Here is an 18410-nt window from a genome sequence, read left to right on the forward strand (position 1 = left end):
TTGAGGTACTCATTTTTTAGCATTTGAGCCTCTTTTTCACTTGCTTTTCTTCTTTTATTTTCCGACTCTGAGAATGAATACTCACACCCTTGTAAAAAACCTACACCTGTCAGCCTAACCCCTCCCCGTTCACGGGGAGGGGAGACAAAACATAGTTTTGGCGGGGTGGGGTTCTTCGGTTTTTATAAGTAATCAAGCGGACATGATATCATTCGTAAACTAAAAGATCCCCGACTTCTTCAAGAAGTCGGGGATCTGAGCCTCTCGATGTTTACAAATCAAATTAGGGTTGCTATATTACGAATGCTATTTTTCCTCAGCACTCAGCACTCATCATTGCACTTGAGTGGGGAAACTACCGGGACGCACAGATAAATTCAGGGTTTGTCCATTACGGCGTAATTCTAAGCGCAAATCTGCACCAATTTGGCTTTTATCAACAGCTTTTTGGACGCTTTCGGCTTCTGTGACAGCGTTACCTTCAATCTTTTGGATGACATCACCTGCGCGTAACCCGGCTTTGGCGGCGGGTGAATTAGGCAGAACTTTCACAACTAAGACACCTTTATCTTCATTAATACTCAAACCACTATTGGGGTCAGAATTAATATTTTGTTTGATTTGTGGGGTTAACCCAATCATTTGAATGCCAAGATAAGGATGCTCGACTTTACCTGTAGAAATTAATTGGTTAGCAATACGTTGTGCTGTCGCAATGGGAATAGCAAAACCTATACCTTGCGCTCCTTGAATAATAGCTGTATTCATGGCAATTACTTCACCACGGGCGTTGAGTAATGGCCCGCCAGAGTTACCAGGATTAATTGCTGCATCAGTTTGAATAAAATCTACTCGCTTATCAGATGCGCCAATTTGGTTGCTACTGCGTCCGGTGGCGCTGATAATGCCTGTGGTGACTGTATTATCTAATCCTAAAGGATTACCAATTGCGATCGCCCATTCTCCTGGTTGCAATTGTTCAGAGTTACCTACGGTAACAGTCGGCAAATTGTTGGCTTGAATTTTGACAACCGCAACATCTGTTAATTCATCTTTGCCTAAAACCTTACCTTGAAAACTCCGCCCATCTTTGAGAATAACTGTTACTGTATCTGCACCATCAACAACGTGAGCGTTGGTGAGAATTTGACCATCACCACTAATAATAAACCCAGACCCAGTACCCCGCTCTACTCTTTCTTGGCTTTCTGGTAGTTGTGAACCAAAAAAGCGGCGGAAAAATGGGTCGTTAAATTCCTCTGGTAATTGACTTTTAACAGTCCGAGAAGAATTAATTCGCACCACTGCTGGCCCTACCTTCTGCACTACCTGAGTCACAAAATTAGGATCTGTACCCGCAACAATTGGCGGTGCAGCATTCACCCGACTTAAAGCCAAATTTGATGCACTTTGCGACACCTGCGACTGATGGTTAGCCAGATAACCACCAGCTAAGGTCATACCAGAACCTAGCAACACCAATGATAGAGAAGCCGCCGCCTTTCTCCAAGGTGCTGGTTTACGGTATTTGGCATCTGAAGTGCTATTTAATGGGTTATTTCCGTCTGGTATTTGATTTTGCATTGCCGTTTAAAAGGTTATTTTGAATCTATTACTAATGTAGACAGGGTTTATTACACTTTTGTTACAGCCCTGTAGCAAAAGTGTGAAAATGTGAATATTTTCCTACTCAAGAGCCTTTCTACTAACTTACACACCTATACTCTTACTCCTATGCACCTATTCTCAACCGTCTTTGTGCATAAGTCCTGATTTATCTAGTAGTCTGCCAAGGAAACTTTGCGTTGTGGTCAGCAGAGGAGCAGAGGGGCAGAGGGGCAGGGGGGAAAGACTTACTGCAAGTTTCTCCCCTGCTCCCCTGCTCCCTTGCTCCCTTGCTTACCTCCACGTAGCAATTTTGGGTTGGTACACTACTAGTGCAGAATTGGCACTGAGAAGAATTTGTGTTAAGGTGTCGTCTTTTACAGGGTTCCCTACTCACAAACCATGACGAAGCGCCACCAATTACCTAAATCTCTAGCATTTTTATGTTTATTCGCAGCATTAGGAATTGATTTAGTCAATCCTCAAGTTGTTGCCCAAACAAGTATTAGGACATCTTTTGGCAAAGGTGTAGCATTTACCTGCAATGACAGCGAAGCCAGTATCAAAGCGAAAAATGGGCCAAAAATATCAATAGGTGCAAAAACTATTTACATTGGTTATCAACAAGTAACATCCCTAAACAAAGACCCCCGCATCATTCGCTTTGATAATGGTGTAAAAAAATGGTGTCGCAATGACTACGAAACCACCAATGATGATGGTACAGGCTATGGGCTGTTATGGGATGGCAATAACATTTTATATGGCGTTTTTTCTTCGACTGGTAGCCAGACTGGTAACGATTTTCGCCGCTTTGCTAAGAACGGTTGGCTATCTTCTTATGGTAGTGGTGGCGGTGCCAAAGTAGCCGTTATTGCCAGGATTAATCCTAGTAATGGTAGCGTTTTATCTGCGACATTTGTCTCTGCAAGAAAGCCAAGTGATGGGAAAAGTAATTCTTTAGCAGTAACTAACTTATCATGGAACGGCACAACCTTAAGAGTACTGGCAGATTCATGGTCTAATCCACGGCGTGCTGATAAAAATTCCATGACTTGCGCTGGTGCATCACCTTATAAATACACCGCCGTATTTACTGGTGATTTAACAAAAGCAAACTCGGCTTCCGCAGTTAATTGTAATTAAGAAGGTTACGGGTTACAGGCAATACGGTTCAGTTAAGAGAACAGTAGGTTGGGTGTAGCGATAGCGTAACCCAACAAAGCCTTGAAAATGTTGGGTTCCGTTCCTCCACCCAACCTACACCTGCTCTACCTATCAAATAATGAACTCCCCACACCTCCCACACCTCCCACACTCCCCACACCTCCCACACTCCCCACACCTTCTTTTCTATCCCTAACTAAAATTCAGCATTTTGTGGTGTGCGGGGGAATGGAATCACATCACGAATATTTCCCATACCTGTCATAAACTGCACGAGTCTTTCAAAACCTAAGCCAAAACCCGCATGAGGTACAGTCCCAAAACGGCGCAAGTCTAAATACCACCATAAGTCTTCGGGTTTCATTCCTTGCGCTATTACCCGACGTTCCAGCACGTCTAAACGTTCTTCTCTTTGGGAACCGCCGATAATTTCCCCAATTTTGGGTGCGAGAATATCCATTGCCCGGACGGTTTTTTCATCGTCATTTAACCGCATATAAAATGCTTTGATTTGCGCGGGATAATCTGTGACAATTACTGGCTTTTTAAATAGTTGTTCTGCTAGATAACGCTCATGTTCTGATTGTAAGTCTAAGCCCCAACTTACAGGATAATCAAATTTAACATCAGCTTTTTCTAATAGTTTGATGGCATCTGTATAAGTCAGACGTTCAAATTGATTGTTAATAATATTTTCGGCTGTGGCTAAAACTGTATTATCAATGCGTTCGTTGAAAAACTGCATATCTTCTGGGCATTTTTCCAACACATAATTAAAAATATGTTTGAGAAATGCCTCGGCTAAATCCATATCACCTTCTAAGTCACAAAATGCCATTTCTGGCTCAACCATCCAAAATTCTGCGAGGTGGCGAGAAGTGTTAGAATTTTCGGCGCGGAAGGTGGGGCCGAAGGTGTAGACGTTGGAAAACGCCATCGCCATAACTTCTGCTTCTAACTGTCCACTAACTGTTAAATATGTGGGTTTAGCAAAAAAGTCTTGTGTATAATCTATAGCTTGGTTGTCAGTGCGGGGGACGTTTTTGAGATCGAAACTGGTGACGCTAAATAATTCTCCTGCACCTTCGCAATCACTGGCGGTAATAATGGGAGTGTGTACCCACAAAAAGCCGCGTTCTTGAAAGAATTGGTGAATGGCTGTGGAACAAGCATTTCTGACGCGGAACACTGCACCAAAGGAATTTGTGCGCGATCGCAAATGTCCAATTGTGCGTAAAAATTCAAATGAGTGGCGTTTCTTTTGCAATGGATAAGTTTCGGGATCAGCTTCACCGTAGACTTTCACCGCCTCGGCTTTTAATTCAATACGCTGTCCTTTCCCTTGGGAAGCTACCAATACACCGTGAACTTCCACCGACGCACCTGTATTCAGTCTTTTCAAAATCGCCTCATAGTCTGGCAAATCTTGATTGATGACAACTTGCAAATTCGCTAGTGATGAACCATCATTGACTTCAATAAAGGCAAATCCTTTCAAGTCACGCTTTGTTCTTACCCAGCCTTGAACTACAAGAGACTCATCAGGTTGACCACTTCGCAATATTTCTGCAACTCGTCTATTTACCATATTTACCCAGCACAGGATTTTAATATCCAGCCTATGATAACGCCCATTCCACCAAAGCGGACGGCTTGCCAGAAAGGTTTTTTCAAGCTACGCCAAGAAAATAACCGACTTTCTAAATTGATTTCTAGCAAATCCAACTGCTTTTGAATTTGTTTTAACTCAGCTTTGATTTCTGGCGTTTGGGGTTTATTGTCCCTTAGTTCTTGTTGGCGTTGTTGCCATTCTGCCTTTTGCTGTTGATCCTGCTTAACTTGAGTGTATCGTTCTTTAATTAAGATGAGCGATCGCTCTACTTCCTCTAATTCTTGCTCAAAATCCGGCTCTTGATTTTCTTCGGCTGAAGGATTATGTGATTTTTTAGGCGGCTTCATTGACTGATAGTAAATTAAGATTAATTTAATGCCAATAGTTGAAAGTTACTAATCAATCCCCAAATTTATAGATATGGAATCTCTTAATACTCAGCACTCAGCACTCAGCACTCAGCACTTAGAACTCAACACTCAGCACTCAGCACTCAGCACTCAGCACTTAGAACTCAGCACTCAAGAACTAGCACAAGTCCTCATGGAAAGACTCACCATCTCTCCTAACGATTGGCATCGCCTCAAGTCTAACCGCAATTCTCGCGCTAGTGAACAAGTAGCGGCGGCGCTGGTATATCTCCTCAAAAATCAACCAGAAGAAGCACTCCCCCGCTTAGAACAAGCTGTAGGCTGGTTAGATAAATCAATATCTGCACCTCCATGTCCTACACATGGACATAAGGGACAAGGAAATTAACTAGTTTTTAATAATACTTTTGATGAGCGATCGCATTTCTTACTTTACCGGAGACTGCGATCGCTTATTATTGAACCAGACGTTTTATCAGTCTTGAGAATGTTGGGTTCCGTTCCTCCACCCAACCTACACCTTTGTGTTCTAACTGTATTGTCTTATGAGCGATCGCATTTTTTAGAGGATGTTTGAAAAGTCCTTAATAATGTATCAAATCATTTTAGATCCCCCTAAATCCCCTTTAAAAAAGGGGACTTTGATTCTTTTTCCCCCCTTTTGAAGCTGCGGTGTACACACAAGTCTTGAAATCCTACCTATCGTTTGGTTTCGTCATTCTAGCTTTTGATTTTGCGATCGCTCCACCCAACCTACTTTTTTAACTGTGGGTTCAACGCACGTAGACTTTGGTTAACAACCACCCTAAACCCAACCCCAAACAAGAAGTGCCTGTCAAAATCAGAAAAGTATGAAACTCGCTAAAAAACTTTCGTAATTCAATTTTATTTTTAAGCATGAGCGGAGTCACATTTCCAACTTGGAGCGCAACTCTAATCCAAGGTTTGCCACTATCCACAACCACAGCTACAGTATTAATAAGTATAAATATTGATAACCCAAGCGATGATAGAAAAACAGTAATAAACCAAGCGGAAAGTTCAGCCTTAGCCTCAAAAGACCAAGCCACAGCCACCCCCACAGCCTCAACTAAAATCAAAGATAATAATGGAGCATTATCTTTGACTGACAGAAAGCCCAGCCATCCATGAATGAGAAAAAAAGCAGTTAACCAGCCCCAAGGAATAATCCTAGGTGATGTGGGTTCTGAGTTTACCTTGACTTTAGGACGAACAACTCCTTTTTTATAAACTGGTTCAAAAGGAGGCGGAAGTGTTACTTTTGGTGTTTTTAATATCGCCAACCATGCTTGCATAGACTGAGGGCGATCTTTTGACTCCAATGCCATACCCGTGAGTATTGCTTGATTTAATCGTTCACTAATAGCTCGATTATATTGTTTGGGCGGTATAAGAGAAGCGTTATCAAGCTTACGAGCTAGAGCAGTTGTAGGGGGTTGACCTGTCATAGCATAGTAGAGTGTAGCAGCCAGACAGTAAATATCAACTGTTGGCTCTCGACTACCCCTAGTCATTTGTTCATAAGGCGCAAAGCCCCGATTACCCACATTACCTGTTGAACTCAAGGTTTGAGGGTCGATTCCTTTAGCAATACCAAAGTCTATCAAAACGGCTTTGCCATTGCTTCGCAGCATTATATTACCAGGATGGGCATCTCGGTGTACCAGTCCTGCTTTATGCACCACTGTCAAAGCTTCTGCGATTTGACAGATACAAGGCAAAATCTCGGCTTCTGGTAACATTCCTCTGCGTTTCACCGCCTCAAACAAGTTTTCTCCTGGTACAAAGTCCATTACCAAGCAGTGAGTTGCGCCTTCTCGAAACAAGTCAATCACTCCCACAATGTGAGGATGGGGATTTTGAGATAGGCGTGCTAATATTTGCCCTTCTTTGATAAATCGTTCTACATATCTGTCATATTCTGGATCATGGCTGAGAAATTCATTGGGTGTTTTAATGACGACTGAACGATTTAGCTCAACTTGCAATGCTTTGTAAGTAATCCCAAATCCACCTTGTCCCAGGACTTGCTCAATTACATAATTGCCATTTTGTAATCGTTGTCCTACTATCCAGGGCATGAATACCTCTTGGTAAAGAAAATCACTGCGAGATTGTAATGATGATGAAAGTTTAGCTAATTCTACGGAGTTTTACTAGATGGCGGACTGGTCACTGTTGGGGAAGGCGGTGGATAGGGTTTGAAAATTGTATACCAAGCAGCCATAGCTCCAATACCTGCAAGTAAAGTTCCAATGGCAGTAATAGCAACCCAATCAATTGTTACTTTAGATTTAGGTGGTTCTGTTGTTTTTATCTTGCTCCCAGCCAATCCCAAAGAATTAAGCCATTCTTGCATAGACTGTGGTCTTTGTCTGGGATCTAGCTGCATTCCTACTAAGATTGCGTCGTTGGTCTTCTTGGTAATCTGAGGATTATATTCTTTTGGAGAGACTAAATGTTCACCATCTACTTTACGCTTTACCGCACCTACAGGTGTTCTCCCTGTCAGAAGTTTATACAGAGTAGCTGCGAGTGAATAAATATCGCTATAAGCGTGTGTTGTATTACCTCTAGCATAAAGTTCAGGTGGTGTAAATCCTTCAGATGTTTCTTGAGTTCGGCTTGTAGTTAAAATGTGGTCAAAATTTAAAGCTAGACCAAAATCAATCAATACTGCTTCTAAATTTCCATCTCGCTTCCGCAGTAAGATATTTCCCGGATGTACATCCCGATGAATCAAACCTTTGTTGTGTACCTCTATCAGTGCTTCGCCAATTTGCTGAATGTAACGCAGTGCGTCTGGTTCTGAAAGTATTGATGGACGGAGATTAGCTAAACTATCTTCACCGATATATTCCATTACCAAACACGGATACTCCCCTTCTCTAAAGAGTTCCGTAATCTGCACAATATGGTTATGTTTACATCCTCGAAGTTTGAAAGCTTCATCGTAAAACATATTCTCCAGTCGTGCGCGTTCGTCTTGACTGAGGGATTGAAGCAAGTCATCGTTTAAGGTTTTAATAACCAAGCGATCGCTATTCCTGTTTTTTACCAAATAGGTAATACCAAAACGTCCCTTTCCTAACTCCCTTTCAATCGTGTATTTTCCACTTTGCAACTGATCACCTGCAACCCAAGCCATCTTTGCAACTCCCCAAATACATGGATTAATTTTGACATAAGAGAGTCTTGAGCAGAGACAACTAAGAATTTATCTCAAAATATGGCTCAAATCTTTTCAGGACTTACGTAAGTGTCGCAATTGGTGGTTAGTGCGTGACGCTATAAATCTGATGACTACGTTAAAATCTTCTCGTTGCGTCACACACCCTACAGAAAAAATATGCTAGTTGCGTAAGTCCTACTTTTGTGAAATTGAACCAGAAGTGAATCCACTATATAGAATCTGGGTCAATCCTAATTCTTGCAGTTTTGCTGCCAAGCGATCGCTTGTGGTGTTTTTCGGTCTTGAGAATGTTGGGTTCCGTTCCTCCACCCAACCTACACCAATCTAGGTTTTTAGCCTTAACTAAACTATATTGACATATAACGCCTCTACAGCATTTCATGAATATGCAAACTGCTTTTGTTATGAAGTCAACTTAATTGAGTAATAGCATCACAACTTTGTGTCCTAACAACAGAACTTTATGTCTTAATGACAGAATGTTTATTAGATAATGCTGTTAATGAGTGATCGCACTGATTGGTAGTGTTTACAAAGCGAATCGTAGAGAAGAATTTAAAATGTAGGTTGGTTGAAACGTAGTGAAACCCAAGAAATGCTATGAATAAAACCGCAAAACTTTCAATTAAACAAATATCTCAATTCTCAGGGTAAAATTGACGCTGCAATTATTTTACTTATTAAAATATTCTCTCAAAATATCATAATTTGATGTTGGGTTACGGCGCAATCTATATTTGCCGTATTGTTTTCAATAAGTTTAGGTATTCATAGAATAATGTAGAGACGTTACATGTAACGTCTCTACATATTTTTGGGTTTTATGCTTGTACCTTATGTACCCGAAACATACGGTATGTTAAATTTCACACTTCACCCGTTTCCTCATCGCCTTAAAGACAACCGGGGGCGATTTTCCATTTGTTTACACAATCGTAATTCTGTACCTCTGCGGCTCCATTCTACTTGATCAAAAATTTGATGGAGCAAACATAAACCGCGACCACTTTCCGATTCATCTGGTGGTAAATAATCTACCGCTTCTTTATCAGAACTTGGTTCTGGTGTAAAGCCTTGACCTTGGTCTGAAATTACCCACCAATATTGATTATCTATCAACGAAAAACGCACTACAACTCTTTTACTAGGATCAAGATTATTACCATGTTTAGCGGCATTGACTAAGGCTTCTTGGAGTCCTAGCCGCAATTCTGCTTGTAATTTAGCTGGAATTTCTGCCAGCAGTAAATCTAGTATGGGACAAAGATAGAGAGTAGAGGCAAAACTAAGTGTGCCCCAATAACGTCCGACTGGACGAAGCGAAATACTAATCACAAGAGAAACCCCATAGCTTTCAGTTAGCTAGACATCAGTTTGCTTGTACGCGCACCCTGACAAAGTTGGAGGTGGTCATGCTGCCTTCAAACTTGCGTCTTTTATACTAGTTTTGAAAATGCTAGGGAGCATTTACTCTGTTTATGAACTTTGATTGTCGATACATAAAACGGCTTTTGAAATTCTGCGATCGCAGCCAGCAAATTAAAATATGCTGAAAATTTTTGAGAACTATAAAAGTGAGTTTTGTATTGCCGATTCTTATATCAGACAACCTTATTCATAATCAATGAGAGTCTATGCAACTTTAGTTGTTTTAACAAAATCATTTCTATGTTTTAGGTTAATTCGATTTTAGCATTGTTACTATGCAAGAGACTACAAATTTGCAATTTAAGATTTTGATAAAGAGTTAGTACTCTTATTTAAATGTCATAACACAAGAAAGGCAGCAGCTTCTACATGAGAGGTTTGTGGAAAAAAATCAGCAGGTTGCACCCTTGTAACTTTATATATGCCTCCTTCACATAACAACTTCAGGTCACGCGCAAGTGTGGCTACTTTACAGCTGACGTAAACGATGCGGGCAGGTTTCGATCGCAGTAATGAATCGATGACAGTGCGATCGCATCCCTTACGTGGTGGATCAAGTATGACCACATCAGGTATTATTCCCATTTGCGGCAGTAAATTCTCTACCGCACCGACTTGAAATGTAACGTTATGTATACTATTGCGATTCGCATTCAAAATTGCTTGTTCAACTGCTTCGGCTTGTAATTCCAGTCCAAATGCTTGGCGTACCTGCTGGGCTAAAGGCAATGTTAAGGTTCCAATTCCACAATAAGCATCAACTAGTACCTCATGTCCTTGGAGGTTAAGTTCTGTCTGAATGACTTCTAAGAGTGCTTCGGCTGTTTCCGTAGAAACTTGGAAAAATGTATCGGGGCGGACTTGAAATTCTAAATTGGCAAATTCTTCTCTCAGATAAGAAACTCCAGCAATAGTGCGAGTTTCCCTACCAAAAATGGCATTAGTGCGTTCTGGGTTGCGATTTAAAGAAACTCCCACCAATTGCGGATATCGCTGCAACCAAACCTCGGCTTGTTCCGTAATTCCCGCTAAATTCCACTCAGTAACCACCAAAGTCAACAGCATTTCTCCCGTGCGGCGGCCGATGCGTAAACCTAAATGGCGAATTTGCCCTTGGTGACGTTGTTCGTTGTAAATTTTCCAGCCACGTTTTTGAATGTCTTGCTTGACTTCTGCAAGCAGAGGATTTAAGCGAGAATCCTGCACAGGGCATTGATTTAAGTTCACTAAATGGTGACTACCCTTTTGGTAATATCCCGCCTGTACTTGCCCGGTAGTAGAAACACTGACAGGATAAGTAGATTTATTGCGGTATCCCAGGGGTGACACAGCCGCCAATACAGGTTCTACTGATGGTGCAGTAAAACCACCAATACGCTGCAAAGCCTGAATAACTTGATTGCGTTTCGCTTCTAGCTGATATTCATAATCAATATGCTGCCACTGACAACCACCACACTTATCAGCCACAATGCAGCTTGGGCGGATGCGGTGGGGTGATGGCTGCAATAGCTGGATGAGTTTGCCGTGAGCATATTTTGGCTTGACATGCAGTAAACGTACCACGACGCGATCGCCAGGGACAGTATCTGGCACAAATACCACACGCTCATCATAGCGACCGACCCCATCACCAGTGTCACTGAGGTCAGCGATCGCAACTTCAATTAATTCACCCTGTTTCCAAATATTGTTCGTCATTTGTCAATAGTCATTTGTCATTTGTCAAGAGATTGAAGTTTAATTTCATACTTCATACTTCACACTTCACACTTCATACTTTGATTTCCCTTCCCCTCTGTACCTCCAACTCGTTAAACTAGCAAATAATATTTCTCGTGATTACAATAATCATGACTGTAATTAGCCAAGTTATTCTCAAAGCCGACGACGAACTGCGTTATCCCAGCAGTGGCGAACTCAAAAGTATCAAAGACTTTTTGCAAACAGGTGAGCAACGGACTCGTATTGCTGCTACCCTTTCCGAAAATGAAAAAAAGATAGTTCAGGAAGCCACCAAGCAACTTTGGCAGAAGCGCCCTGATTTTATCGCACCCGGTGGCAATGCCTACGGTGAACGCCAACGTGCATTGTGTATCCGTGACTTTGGCTGGTATTTACGCCTGATTACCTATGGCGTACTTGCTGGTGACAAAGAACCAATTGAAAAAATCGGTTTAATTGGTGTGCGCGAAATGTACAACTCCCTTGGTGTTCCCGTTCCTGGAATGGTAGAAGCCATCAGTTGTCTGAAAAAAGCCTCCCTTGACTTACTCAGTGCAGACGACGCAGCAGCAGCAGCACCATACTTTGATTACATCATTCAAGCGATGTCATAAGCCAAAGTTTGTTTTGCTTCTTTAGATGTGTCTTCCTGAGTTGAAAGTGCTGAGGAGCCACTGCGTTGGGCGGCTCTGCCGACTCCCTCAGTGGCGTTGCTGAGTTGAAAGTGCTGAGTAAACACACTAGTCGCCCTTTCATGCTTGGCTTTTGAAATCAGTTTCATCAGGACTGTCTCTTAAAGTGAGTGCTGAGTGTTAGCACTCAAAACATAACAACTCTAATTTGATCATACTCTCCCCACATTTGGTAGTGGCTTTGGCCATCTCTGTGTCTAGCTATCAACCAACTGTGGGGAAATTTTATTTGGTCATTAGTCATTAGTCATTAGTCAATGGTCACTCCCCACACCTCCCACACCTCCCACACCTCCCACACTCCCCCCACTCCCAAATACAAAAAGCCGACAGTTTTTTATCAAAGCTGTCGGCGATTAGTGTGTTCCCTATTAATGACTCGGCTAGAGTTCAGTTGTATGTAATTATGCCAATTTGGCAAAGGGCGAGAGACGATCTCAATCATGTTTCTATGTGATTGTCGTCACTTGAGTGTTACTATCGAGCGGTATCTACTTAAGTGTGTAACAACGGACAAGCTTAGAGCTACAACAGCAGTTACAGATGGGGAAAAACAAAGCACAAATAGCCAATGACTTAGGACTTACGCATAAAAACGAAAAATCAAGAGTTTTGGCGATGGTGTAGGGGTAGAGGGTATAGGGGTGTATGTATCTAAAACCTTTACGCCACAAACCCTTACACCCAATCTTCATAGACAATCTTTGTGTGTAAGTCCTGTGACTATAGGACTCATAATTTGATTTATGAAAAAAGCCAGTACGCCCAAATAAGACTTCTTGCCTACTCCCTACTCCCCACTCCCCATTCCCTGCCCATACAACTAGATTCAGAAATCAAACCGAATTTTTATATTGACCATTAACTATAAAATAGTCTTCTGTCCCCTTGGTGCATTATTCCCATGACCACCACCCCCAAAGATCCGTTTTCTCCCAAAGAAATTGCCGCCGAAGGTATTAAGCCCGAAGAATATGCAGAAATTGTGCGACGTTTAGGCCGCCATCCTAACAAAGCAGAACTGGGAATGTTTGGGGTGATGTGGTCAGAACATTGCTGTTACAAAAATTCCCGACCCTTACTCAAACAATTTCCGACCACAGGCCCCCGCATTCTCGTAGGCCCTGGTGAAAATGCGGGTGTGGTTGACCTGGGTGAAGGACTACGCCTCGCTTTTAAAATTGAATCTCATAACCATCCCTCTGCCGTTGAACCCTTCCAAGGAGCTGCCACAGGTGTCGGTGGTATCCTCAGAGATATTTTTACAATGGGTGCGCGTCCCATTGCTTTGTTAAACTCATTGCGCTTTGGTTCTCTAGATGATCCTAAAACCCAAAGGCTATTTACTGGGGTAGTCTCAGGAATCAGCCATTATGGTAACTGTCTCGTCAGTGATGAAACTTTTATTTGGCAAAATCAAGACGGGATACATTTTGACACCATTGGCAACTTTGTGGAATCTCGCCTCACAACCAACGTCACGACTTTAGAACTCAATGATAGTGATGCGGTTCAAACTTTATCTTTAGATCCCGACAGCCAAACTGTTTGTTGGCAACCTGTACGGCGAATATTTAAACGACGTAGCCAAAATTTGATTACTATCCGTACAGCCTTGGGACGTACTTTGGTGGTTACGCCAGACCATCCGATGTTAATTCGCGCCAATGGTGAATGGGATATTGCAGTGGCGCAGTCTTTAAAAATCGGTGATGAAATCCCGTTAATCACTGCATGGCCACAATTAACAGCAGAAAAAAACACAGCCTTAGATTTGCTGACTGGTTTAAATCCAGAAACCGCCATTGGGAACGATGTATACGTGCAGCTACCAGAAAATTGGCAAGTCACAGAAGCGGTACGTACTGCACTGAGATTACTCGAACCTGCTGTTTACAAACACCATCAATACTTATCTACAGGTAGATTTCCTCTAGCTTACTTTTTGGCCTTGGAACTGCTGCTGAATGTACCTCGTAGCGATATCCGCTTATTCCGGCGCGGTAAAGCCAATTATATGAATGCAGTCATTCAGCCAAATAAATTGTTTGCCCGGTTAATTGGCTATTTTCTCTCAGAAGGCTGTGCTGCCAAAAACGGCAATACCTACAAAATTGTTTTCACCTTCGCCCATCATGAAACAGAGTATGTTGATGATGCGATCGCTGGTCTAAAATATTTGGGGTTACGTCCTTGTGTAGAAAAACGTGCTTCTACCATTGCTGTTTACGCGACTTCCTGGCTATTTGGGCATTTCTTGAAGAATGTTTGGCAATGCGGCACAGAAGCCAGCAATAAAGCATTCCCTAACTTTGTCTTCCAGTGGTCACAAGAATTGCAGCATGAAGTCCTCAAAGGCTTATTCCGGGGTGATGGTTCAATGACTACCAAAACTCACGGTAATCACGCCAAAATTAGTTTTGCTACCACTAGCCGCAAGTTATTTGAGCAAACAGTCCTATTACTGCAAACTCAAGGAATCATCCCATATATTTATTGCCAACCAGCAGGCGAAGCAGAAATTGAGGGACGCAAGTACATCCGTAAACCCTTATGGCAATTGGAAGTCAGTAATTTTGCGGCATTAAAAGCCTTAGCTACAGTTTTTAGCCAAGAGCGAAATCAGGAATTAGCCGTAGCGTTAAATCGTTACAGTGGTACAAAACATTCATTTCCTCGGTTTACCCAGTCGGCAGCAGATGTAGCTACTGTCAAGATTCAGAGTATTGAACACCAAACCGTTGCCGAATGTGATGTCTATGATGTGGAAGTAGATAATACACATCTTTTTGTGACTTCATCGGGGATCGTGACACACAATTGCGTCGGCGTTCCTACTGTTGGTGGCGAAGTATACTTTGACCCTGCTTATGCAGGAAATCCTTTAGTTAACGTTATGGCCTTGGGATTGATGGAAACGCCGGAAATTGTCAAATCTGGGGCATCGGGCATTGGTAATCCTGTATTGTATGTGGGTTCTACCACCGGACGCGATGGGATGGGTGGTGCAAGTTTCGCCAGTGCCGAATTAACTGATGCGTCGATGGATGACCGTCCGGCGGTGCAAGTCGGCGACCCATTTTTAGAAAAGTCATTAATTGAAGCTTGTCTAGAAGCGTTTAAAACTGGCGCAGTGGTCGCCGCCCAAGATATGGGTGCAGCCGGAATTACTTGTTCTACCTCAGAAATGGCAGCTAAAGGTGGTGTCGGCATTGAATTAGATTTAAATAAGATTCCGGTGCGGGAAACTGAGATGGTTCCCTATGAATATTTACTGTCGGAATCGCAAGAACGAATGTTGTTTGTTGCCCACAAAGGCCGGGAACAGGAGTTAATTGATATTTTCCATCGGTGGGGGCTTCAAGCGGTTGTGGCTGGGACAGTAATTGCAGAACCCATCGTCAGGATTTTATTCCGGGGTAAAATTGCGGCAGAAATTCCGGCTGATGCTTTGGCAGAAAATACGCCACTTTACGAACGTGAGTTATTGGCAGAACCGCCAGAATACGCCCGCCAAGCTTGGACATGGACAGCAGATAGTTTACCTGCCTGCACAACTGCGGGGATCGGTAGCCACAGTTGGAATCATATCTTATTGACTTTACTCAATACACCCACGATCGCCTCGAAAAATTGGGTATACCGTCAGTACGACCATCAAGTACAAAACAACACTGTCGTCCTTCCCGGTGGTGCAGATGCGGCTGTTGTGCGCTTACGTCCATTAGAAGCCATCCCCAATCTCACATCACCAAATCTGAAATCTGCCGTTGCCGCTACGGTAGATTGCAATCCCCGCTATGTTTACCTTGATCCCTATGAAGGTGCTAAGGCTGTAGTTGCCGAAGCCGCCCGCAACCTCAGTTGTGTGGGTGCAGAACCATTAGCTGTTACCGATAACCTGAATTTTGGCAGTCCCGAAAAACCCATTGGTTATTGGCAATTAGCTGAAGCTTGTCGTGGTTTAGCAGAAGGTTGTCGAGAACTAGCCACACCAGTCACAGGGGGAAATGTCTCTCTTTACAATGAAACTGTCGATTCTCAAGGCAACCCCCAACCAATTTATCCGACTCCTGTGGTGGGAATGGTGGGTTTAATTCCTGATTTCACTAAAATTTGCGGTCAAGCTTGGCAAGCAAGCGGTGATGCGATTTATTTACTGGGGTTAACTGTACAATCCAAAGTGGAATTAGGCGCATCAGAATATCTGGCTACTATCCACAATACTGTAGCTGGCAGACCACCAAGGGTAAATTTTGACTTGGAACGCCGTGTGCAGCAGGTTTGCCGTGATGGTATTCGTTCTAGTTGGGTGCGTTCAGCCCATGATTGCGCTGAGGGCGGATTAGTTGTGGCTTTGGCAGAATCTTCGATTGCTGGCAATTTGGGCGCAGAAGTTCAATTAGACATTTCCCCAAATCAGTTACAGCGTTTGGATGAAGTGCTATTTGGTGAAGCTGGCGCAAGAATTATTGTTTCTGTGGGATCAGAACACCAAGAAATCTGGGAATCATACTTACAAGAACATCTGCCTCAAGAATGGCAAAAATTAGGCATGGTTGGTAATTATGGTGCTGGTTTGACGGTTTTAACTACCGATAACCAAACCTTAATCGCAGTTAGTATGGAAGATATGAAGGATCGTTACAATCATGCGATCGCTAAACGTCTAGCTGCACACACTCAGTCCTAAAAAAGTATCTCGTCTGAAGTCAAAAATTTCACACTTCAGACTTCATACTTCAGACTTCTTAGGGTACTGTTTTAATAAGTGGTTAAAGATTTGTTAAGAATAGACCATAACACTTTCAAAAAGTGAATGCGGAGACGGATTGTTCAAAAGGTTACATACTCACCGTTTGACAATCCAAAATCCCAAATGGTACAGCCACCTCAAGCCATAACCCCAGTGACTTGACACCCCAATCAGGAGCAAAGCCAGCATGATTCCCATTGATTCTGTGACTTCGGATGAATACCCCGAATCTCATTTCAACTCAAATAATGACCGTCCTGACAAGCCCGAAGAAGCTTGCGGTGTCTTTGGAATTTACGCACCAGGAGAAGACGTTGCCAAACTAACCTACTTTGGATTGTATGCCCTCCAGCACAGGGGTCAAGAATCTGCTGGCATTGCCACCTTTGAGGGGACAAAAGTCCATCTGCACAAAGATATGGGCTTGGTGTCTCAAGTCTTCAACGAATCTATTTTAGAAGAATTGCCGGGAAATCTTGCTGTTGGTCACACCCGCTATTCCACCACTGGTTCTAGCCGCAAAGTGAATGCTCAACCTGCTGTAGTTGAGACTCGCTTAGGCAATTTAGCTCTAACACATAACGGTAATCTTGTCAATACAACACAATTACGTGATGAATTGGTTAAGAGCAATTTTAACTTAGTCACGACAACTGACTCAGAAATGATTGCCTTTGCGATCGCCGAAGCAGTCAACGGTGGTGCAGATTGGTTAGACGGGGCAATTCAAGCCTTTCACCGTTGCCAAGGAGCCTTTAGTTTAGTTATTGGTACACCAGTTGGGGTAATGGGAACCCGTGATCCTAATGGTATTCGTCCTTTGGTAATTGGTACCGTGGGGACAAATCCCGTTCGTTACGTATTGTCTTCCGAAACTTGCGGTTTAGACATTATTGGGGCTGAATACCTACGAGATGTTGAACCGGGAGAATTAGTTTGGATAACCGAAGAAGGTTTGGCTTCCTTCCATTGGAGTCAAAAGCCGCAACGTAAATTGTGCATCTTTGAAATGATTTACTTTGCCCGTCCTGATAGCGTGATGCACAACGAAAGTTTATATAGCTATCGGATGCGCTTAGGCAGACAACTCGCGGCTGAATCTAATGTCGAAGCCGATATTGTGTTTGGCGTACCTGATTCTGGTATCCCCGCAGCGATAGGATTTTCCCAAGCTTCCGGTGTTAGTTATGGCGAAGGCTTGATTAAAAATCGCTACGTTGGGCGCACTTTTATTCAACCAACTCAAAATATGCGCGAGTCTGGTATTCGGATGAAACTCAACCCGCTTAAAGATGTCTTGGCGGGTAAACGAGTTGTGATTGTGGATGATTCAATTGTGCGGGGTACTACCAGCCGCAAATTAGTCAAAGCCTTGCGTGATGCGGGTGCGGCTGAAGTTCACATGCGAATTTCTTCACCCCCTGTCACTCATCCTTGCTTTTATGGCATTGATACTGATAGCCAAGATCAATTAATTGCGGCTACCAAATCCGTTGCCGAAATTGCCCAACAATTAGAAGTAAATTCTCTCGCCTACCTCAGTTGGGAAGGAATGCTGAAAGCAACAGGAGAAGACACCAATAGTTTTTGTTCTGCTTGCTTTACAGGAGATTACCCAGTGGCTATTCCTGAACAAGTGAAGCGTTCTAAATTGATTTTAGAGAAGGTGGTAGTTTAAATTCTCAAAAGAATTCAGAATTCAGGAGTCAGAATTCTGAATGAGAATAGTCTCTAGGCGCTACGGTGTAAACACACATCTGAGTTGAGTGCATCTGTCCCGCCTCGGAATTAATTCCGAGTCTCATAGCGCAAGTTCTCTAAAGAGAACTCAAAAAGGATT

General features: G+C 42.9%; 14 protein-coding genes. 5 read left to right on the plus strand and 9 right to left on the minus strand.

The window, feature by feature from the left end; translation table 11 throughout:
• Positions 1-333 precede the first annotated feature (333 nt).
• Positions 334-1584 carry an HhoA/HhoB/HtrA family serine endopeptidase gene (locus H6G79_RS32425; RefSeq protein ID WP_190594648.1) on the minus strand — a complete coding sequence of 417 codons (1251 nt, stop codon included), beginning with the start codon at positions 1582-1584 and terminating at the stop codon, positions 334-336.
• A gap of 423 nt (positions 1585-2007) precedes the next feature.
• On the opposite strand from H6G79_RS32425, the gene H6G79_RS32430 reads away from it, so the two are divergent.
• On the plus strand, positions 2008-2751 hold the full coding sequence (locus H6G79_RS32430; RefSeq protein WP_190594649.1) for a hypothetical protein: 744 nt from the start codon (positions 2008-2010) through the stop codon (positions 2749-2751).
• A gap of 217 nt (positions 2752-2968) precedes the next feature.
• On the opposite strand, the gene asnS is transcribed toward H6G79_RS32430, so the two are convergent.
• Together asnS and H6G79_RS32440 are read right to left on the minus strand one after the other, a co-directional pair.
• On the minus strand, positions 2969-4360 hold the full coding sequence (asnS, locus tag H6G79_RS32435; RefSeq protein WP_190594650.1) for an asparagine--tRNA ligase: 1392 nt from the start codon (positions 4358-4360) through the stop codon (positions 2969-2971).
• Positions 4361-4362: 2 nt separating this feature from the next.
• Entirely contained in the window at positions 4363-4731 is a 369-nt protein-coding gene (locus H6G79_RS32440; protein WP_190594651.1) for a hypothetical protein, read from the minus strand.
• A gap of 73 nt (positions 4732-4804) precedes the next feature.
• Here H6G79_RS32440 and H6G79_RS32445 point away from each other — a divergent pair, with 73 nt between their 5' ends.
• A complete protein-coding gene (locus tag H6G79_RS32445; RefSeq protein WP_190594652.1) occupies positions 4805-5143 on the plus strand; it encodes a DUF6439 family protein in 339 nt (112 codons plus the stop codon).
• A gap of 385 nt (positions 5144-5528) precedes the next feature.
• On the opposite strand, the gene H6G79_RS32450 is transcribed toward H6G79_RS32445, so the two are convergent.
• From H6G79_RS32450 to rlmD, 5 genes are all read right to left on the minus strand, one after another.
• Positions 5529-6857: a serine/threonine-protein kinase gene (locus H6G79_RS32450; protein WP_190594653.1), complete on the minus strand. Its 1329-nt coding sequence runs from the start codon at positions 6855-6857 to the stop codon at positions 5529-5531.
• A gap of 62 nt (positions 6858-6919) precedes the next feature.
• Entirely contained in the window at positions 6920-7924 is a 1005-nt protein-coding gene (locus tag H6G79_RS32455; protein WP_190594654.1) for a serine/threonine-protein kinase, read from the minus strand.
• Positions 7925-8177: 253 nt separating this feature from the next.
• Positions 8178-8351, minus strand: a complete 174-nt coding sequence (locus H6G79_RS32460) for a hypothetical protein (protein WP_190594655.1) — start codon at positions 8349-8351, stop codon at positions 8178-8180.
• Between the two features lie 503 nt (positions 8352-8854).
• The gene (locus H6G79_RS32465; protein WP_190594656.1) at positions 8855-9304 is read right to left on the minus strand and encodes an ATP-binding protein; all 450 of its coding nucleotides are present in this window, start codon (positions 9302-9304) and stop codon (positions 8855-8857) included.
• Between the two features lie 432 nt (positions 9305-9736).
• Positions 9737-11098: a 23S rRNA (uracil(1939)-C(5))-methyltransferase RlmD gene (gene rlmD, locus H6G79_RS32470; protein ID WP_190594657.1), complete on the minus strand. Its 1362-nt coding sequence runs from the start codon at positions 11096-11098 to the stop codon at positions 9737-9739.
• Between the two features lie 152 nt (positions 11099-11250).
• Between rlmD and H6G79_RS32475 the strand changes: the two genes are divergently transcribed.
• A complete protein-coding gene (locus H6G79_RS32475; protein ID WP_190594658.1) occupies positions 11251-11736 on the plus strand; it encodes an allophycocyanin subunit alpha-B in 486 nt (161 codons plus the stop codon).
• Here H6G79_RS32475 and H6G79_RS32480 read toward each other — a convergent pair.
• On the minus strand, positions 11721-11903 hold the full coding sequence (locus tag H6G79_RS32480; protein ID WP_190594659.1) for a hypothetical protein: 183 nt from the start codon (positions 11901-11903) through the stop codon (positions 11721-11723). The two genes, H6G79_RS32475 and H6G79_RS32480, sit on opposite strands and share 16 nt — an antisense overlap.
• Before the next feature lie 815 nt (positions 11904-12718).
• Here H6G79_RS32480 and purL point away from each other — a divergent pair.
• Positions 12719-16507, plus strand: coding sequence for a phosphoribosylformylglycinamidine synthase subunit PurL (gene purL, locus H6G79_RS32485; RefSeq protein WP_190594660.1), 3789 nt, complete (start codon positions 12719-12721; stop codon positions 16505-16507).
• A gap of 250 nt (positions 16508-16757) precedes the next feature.
• Complete coding sequence (purF, locus tag H6G79_RS32490; protein WP_190594661.1) at positions 16758-18248, plus strand: amidophosphoribosyltransferase; 1491 nt, start codon at positions 16758-16760, stop codon at positions 18246-18248.
• Positions 18249-18410: the final 162 nt, after the last annotated feature.

The organism is Anabaena sp. FACHB-83 (assembly GCF_014697485.1).
Taxonomy (GTDB): Bacteria; Cyanobacteriota; Cyanobacteriia; order Cyanobacteriales; family Nostocaceae; genus Nostoc_B.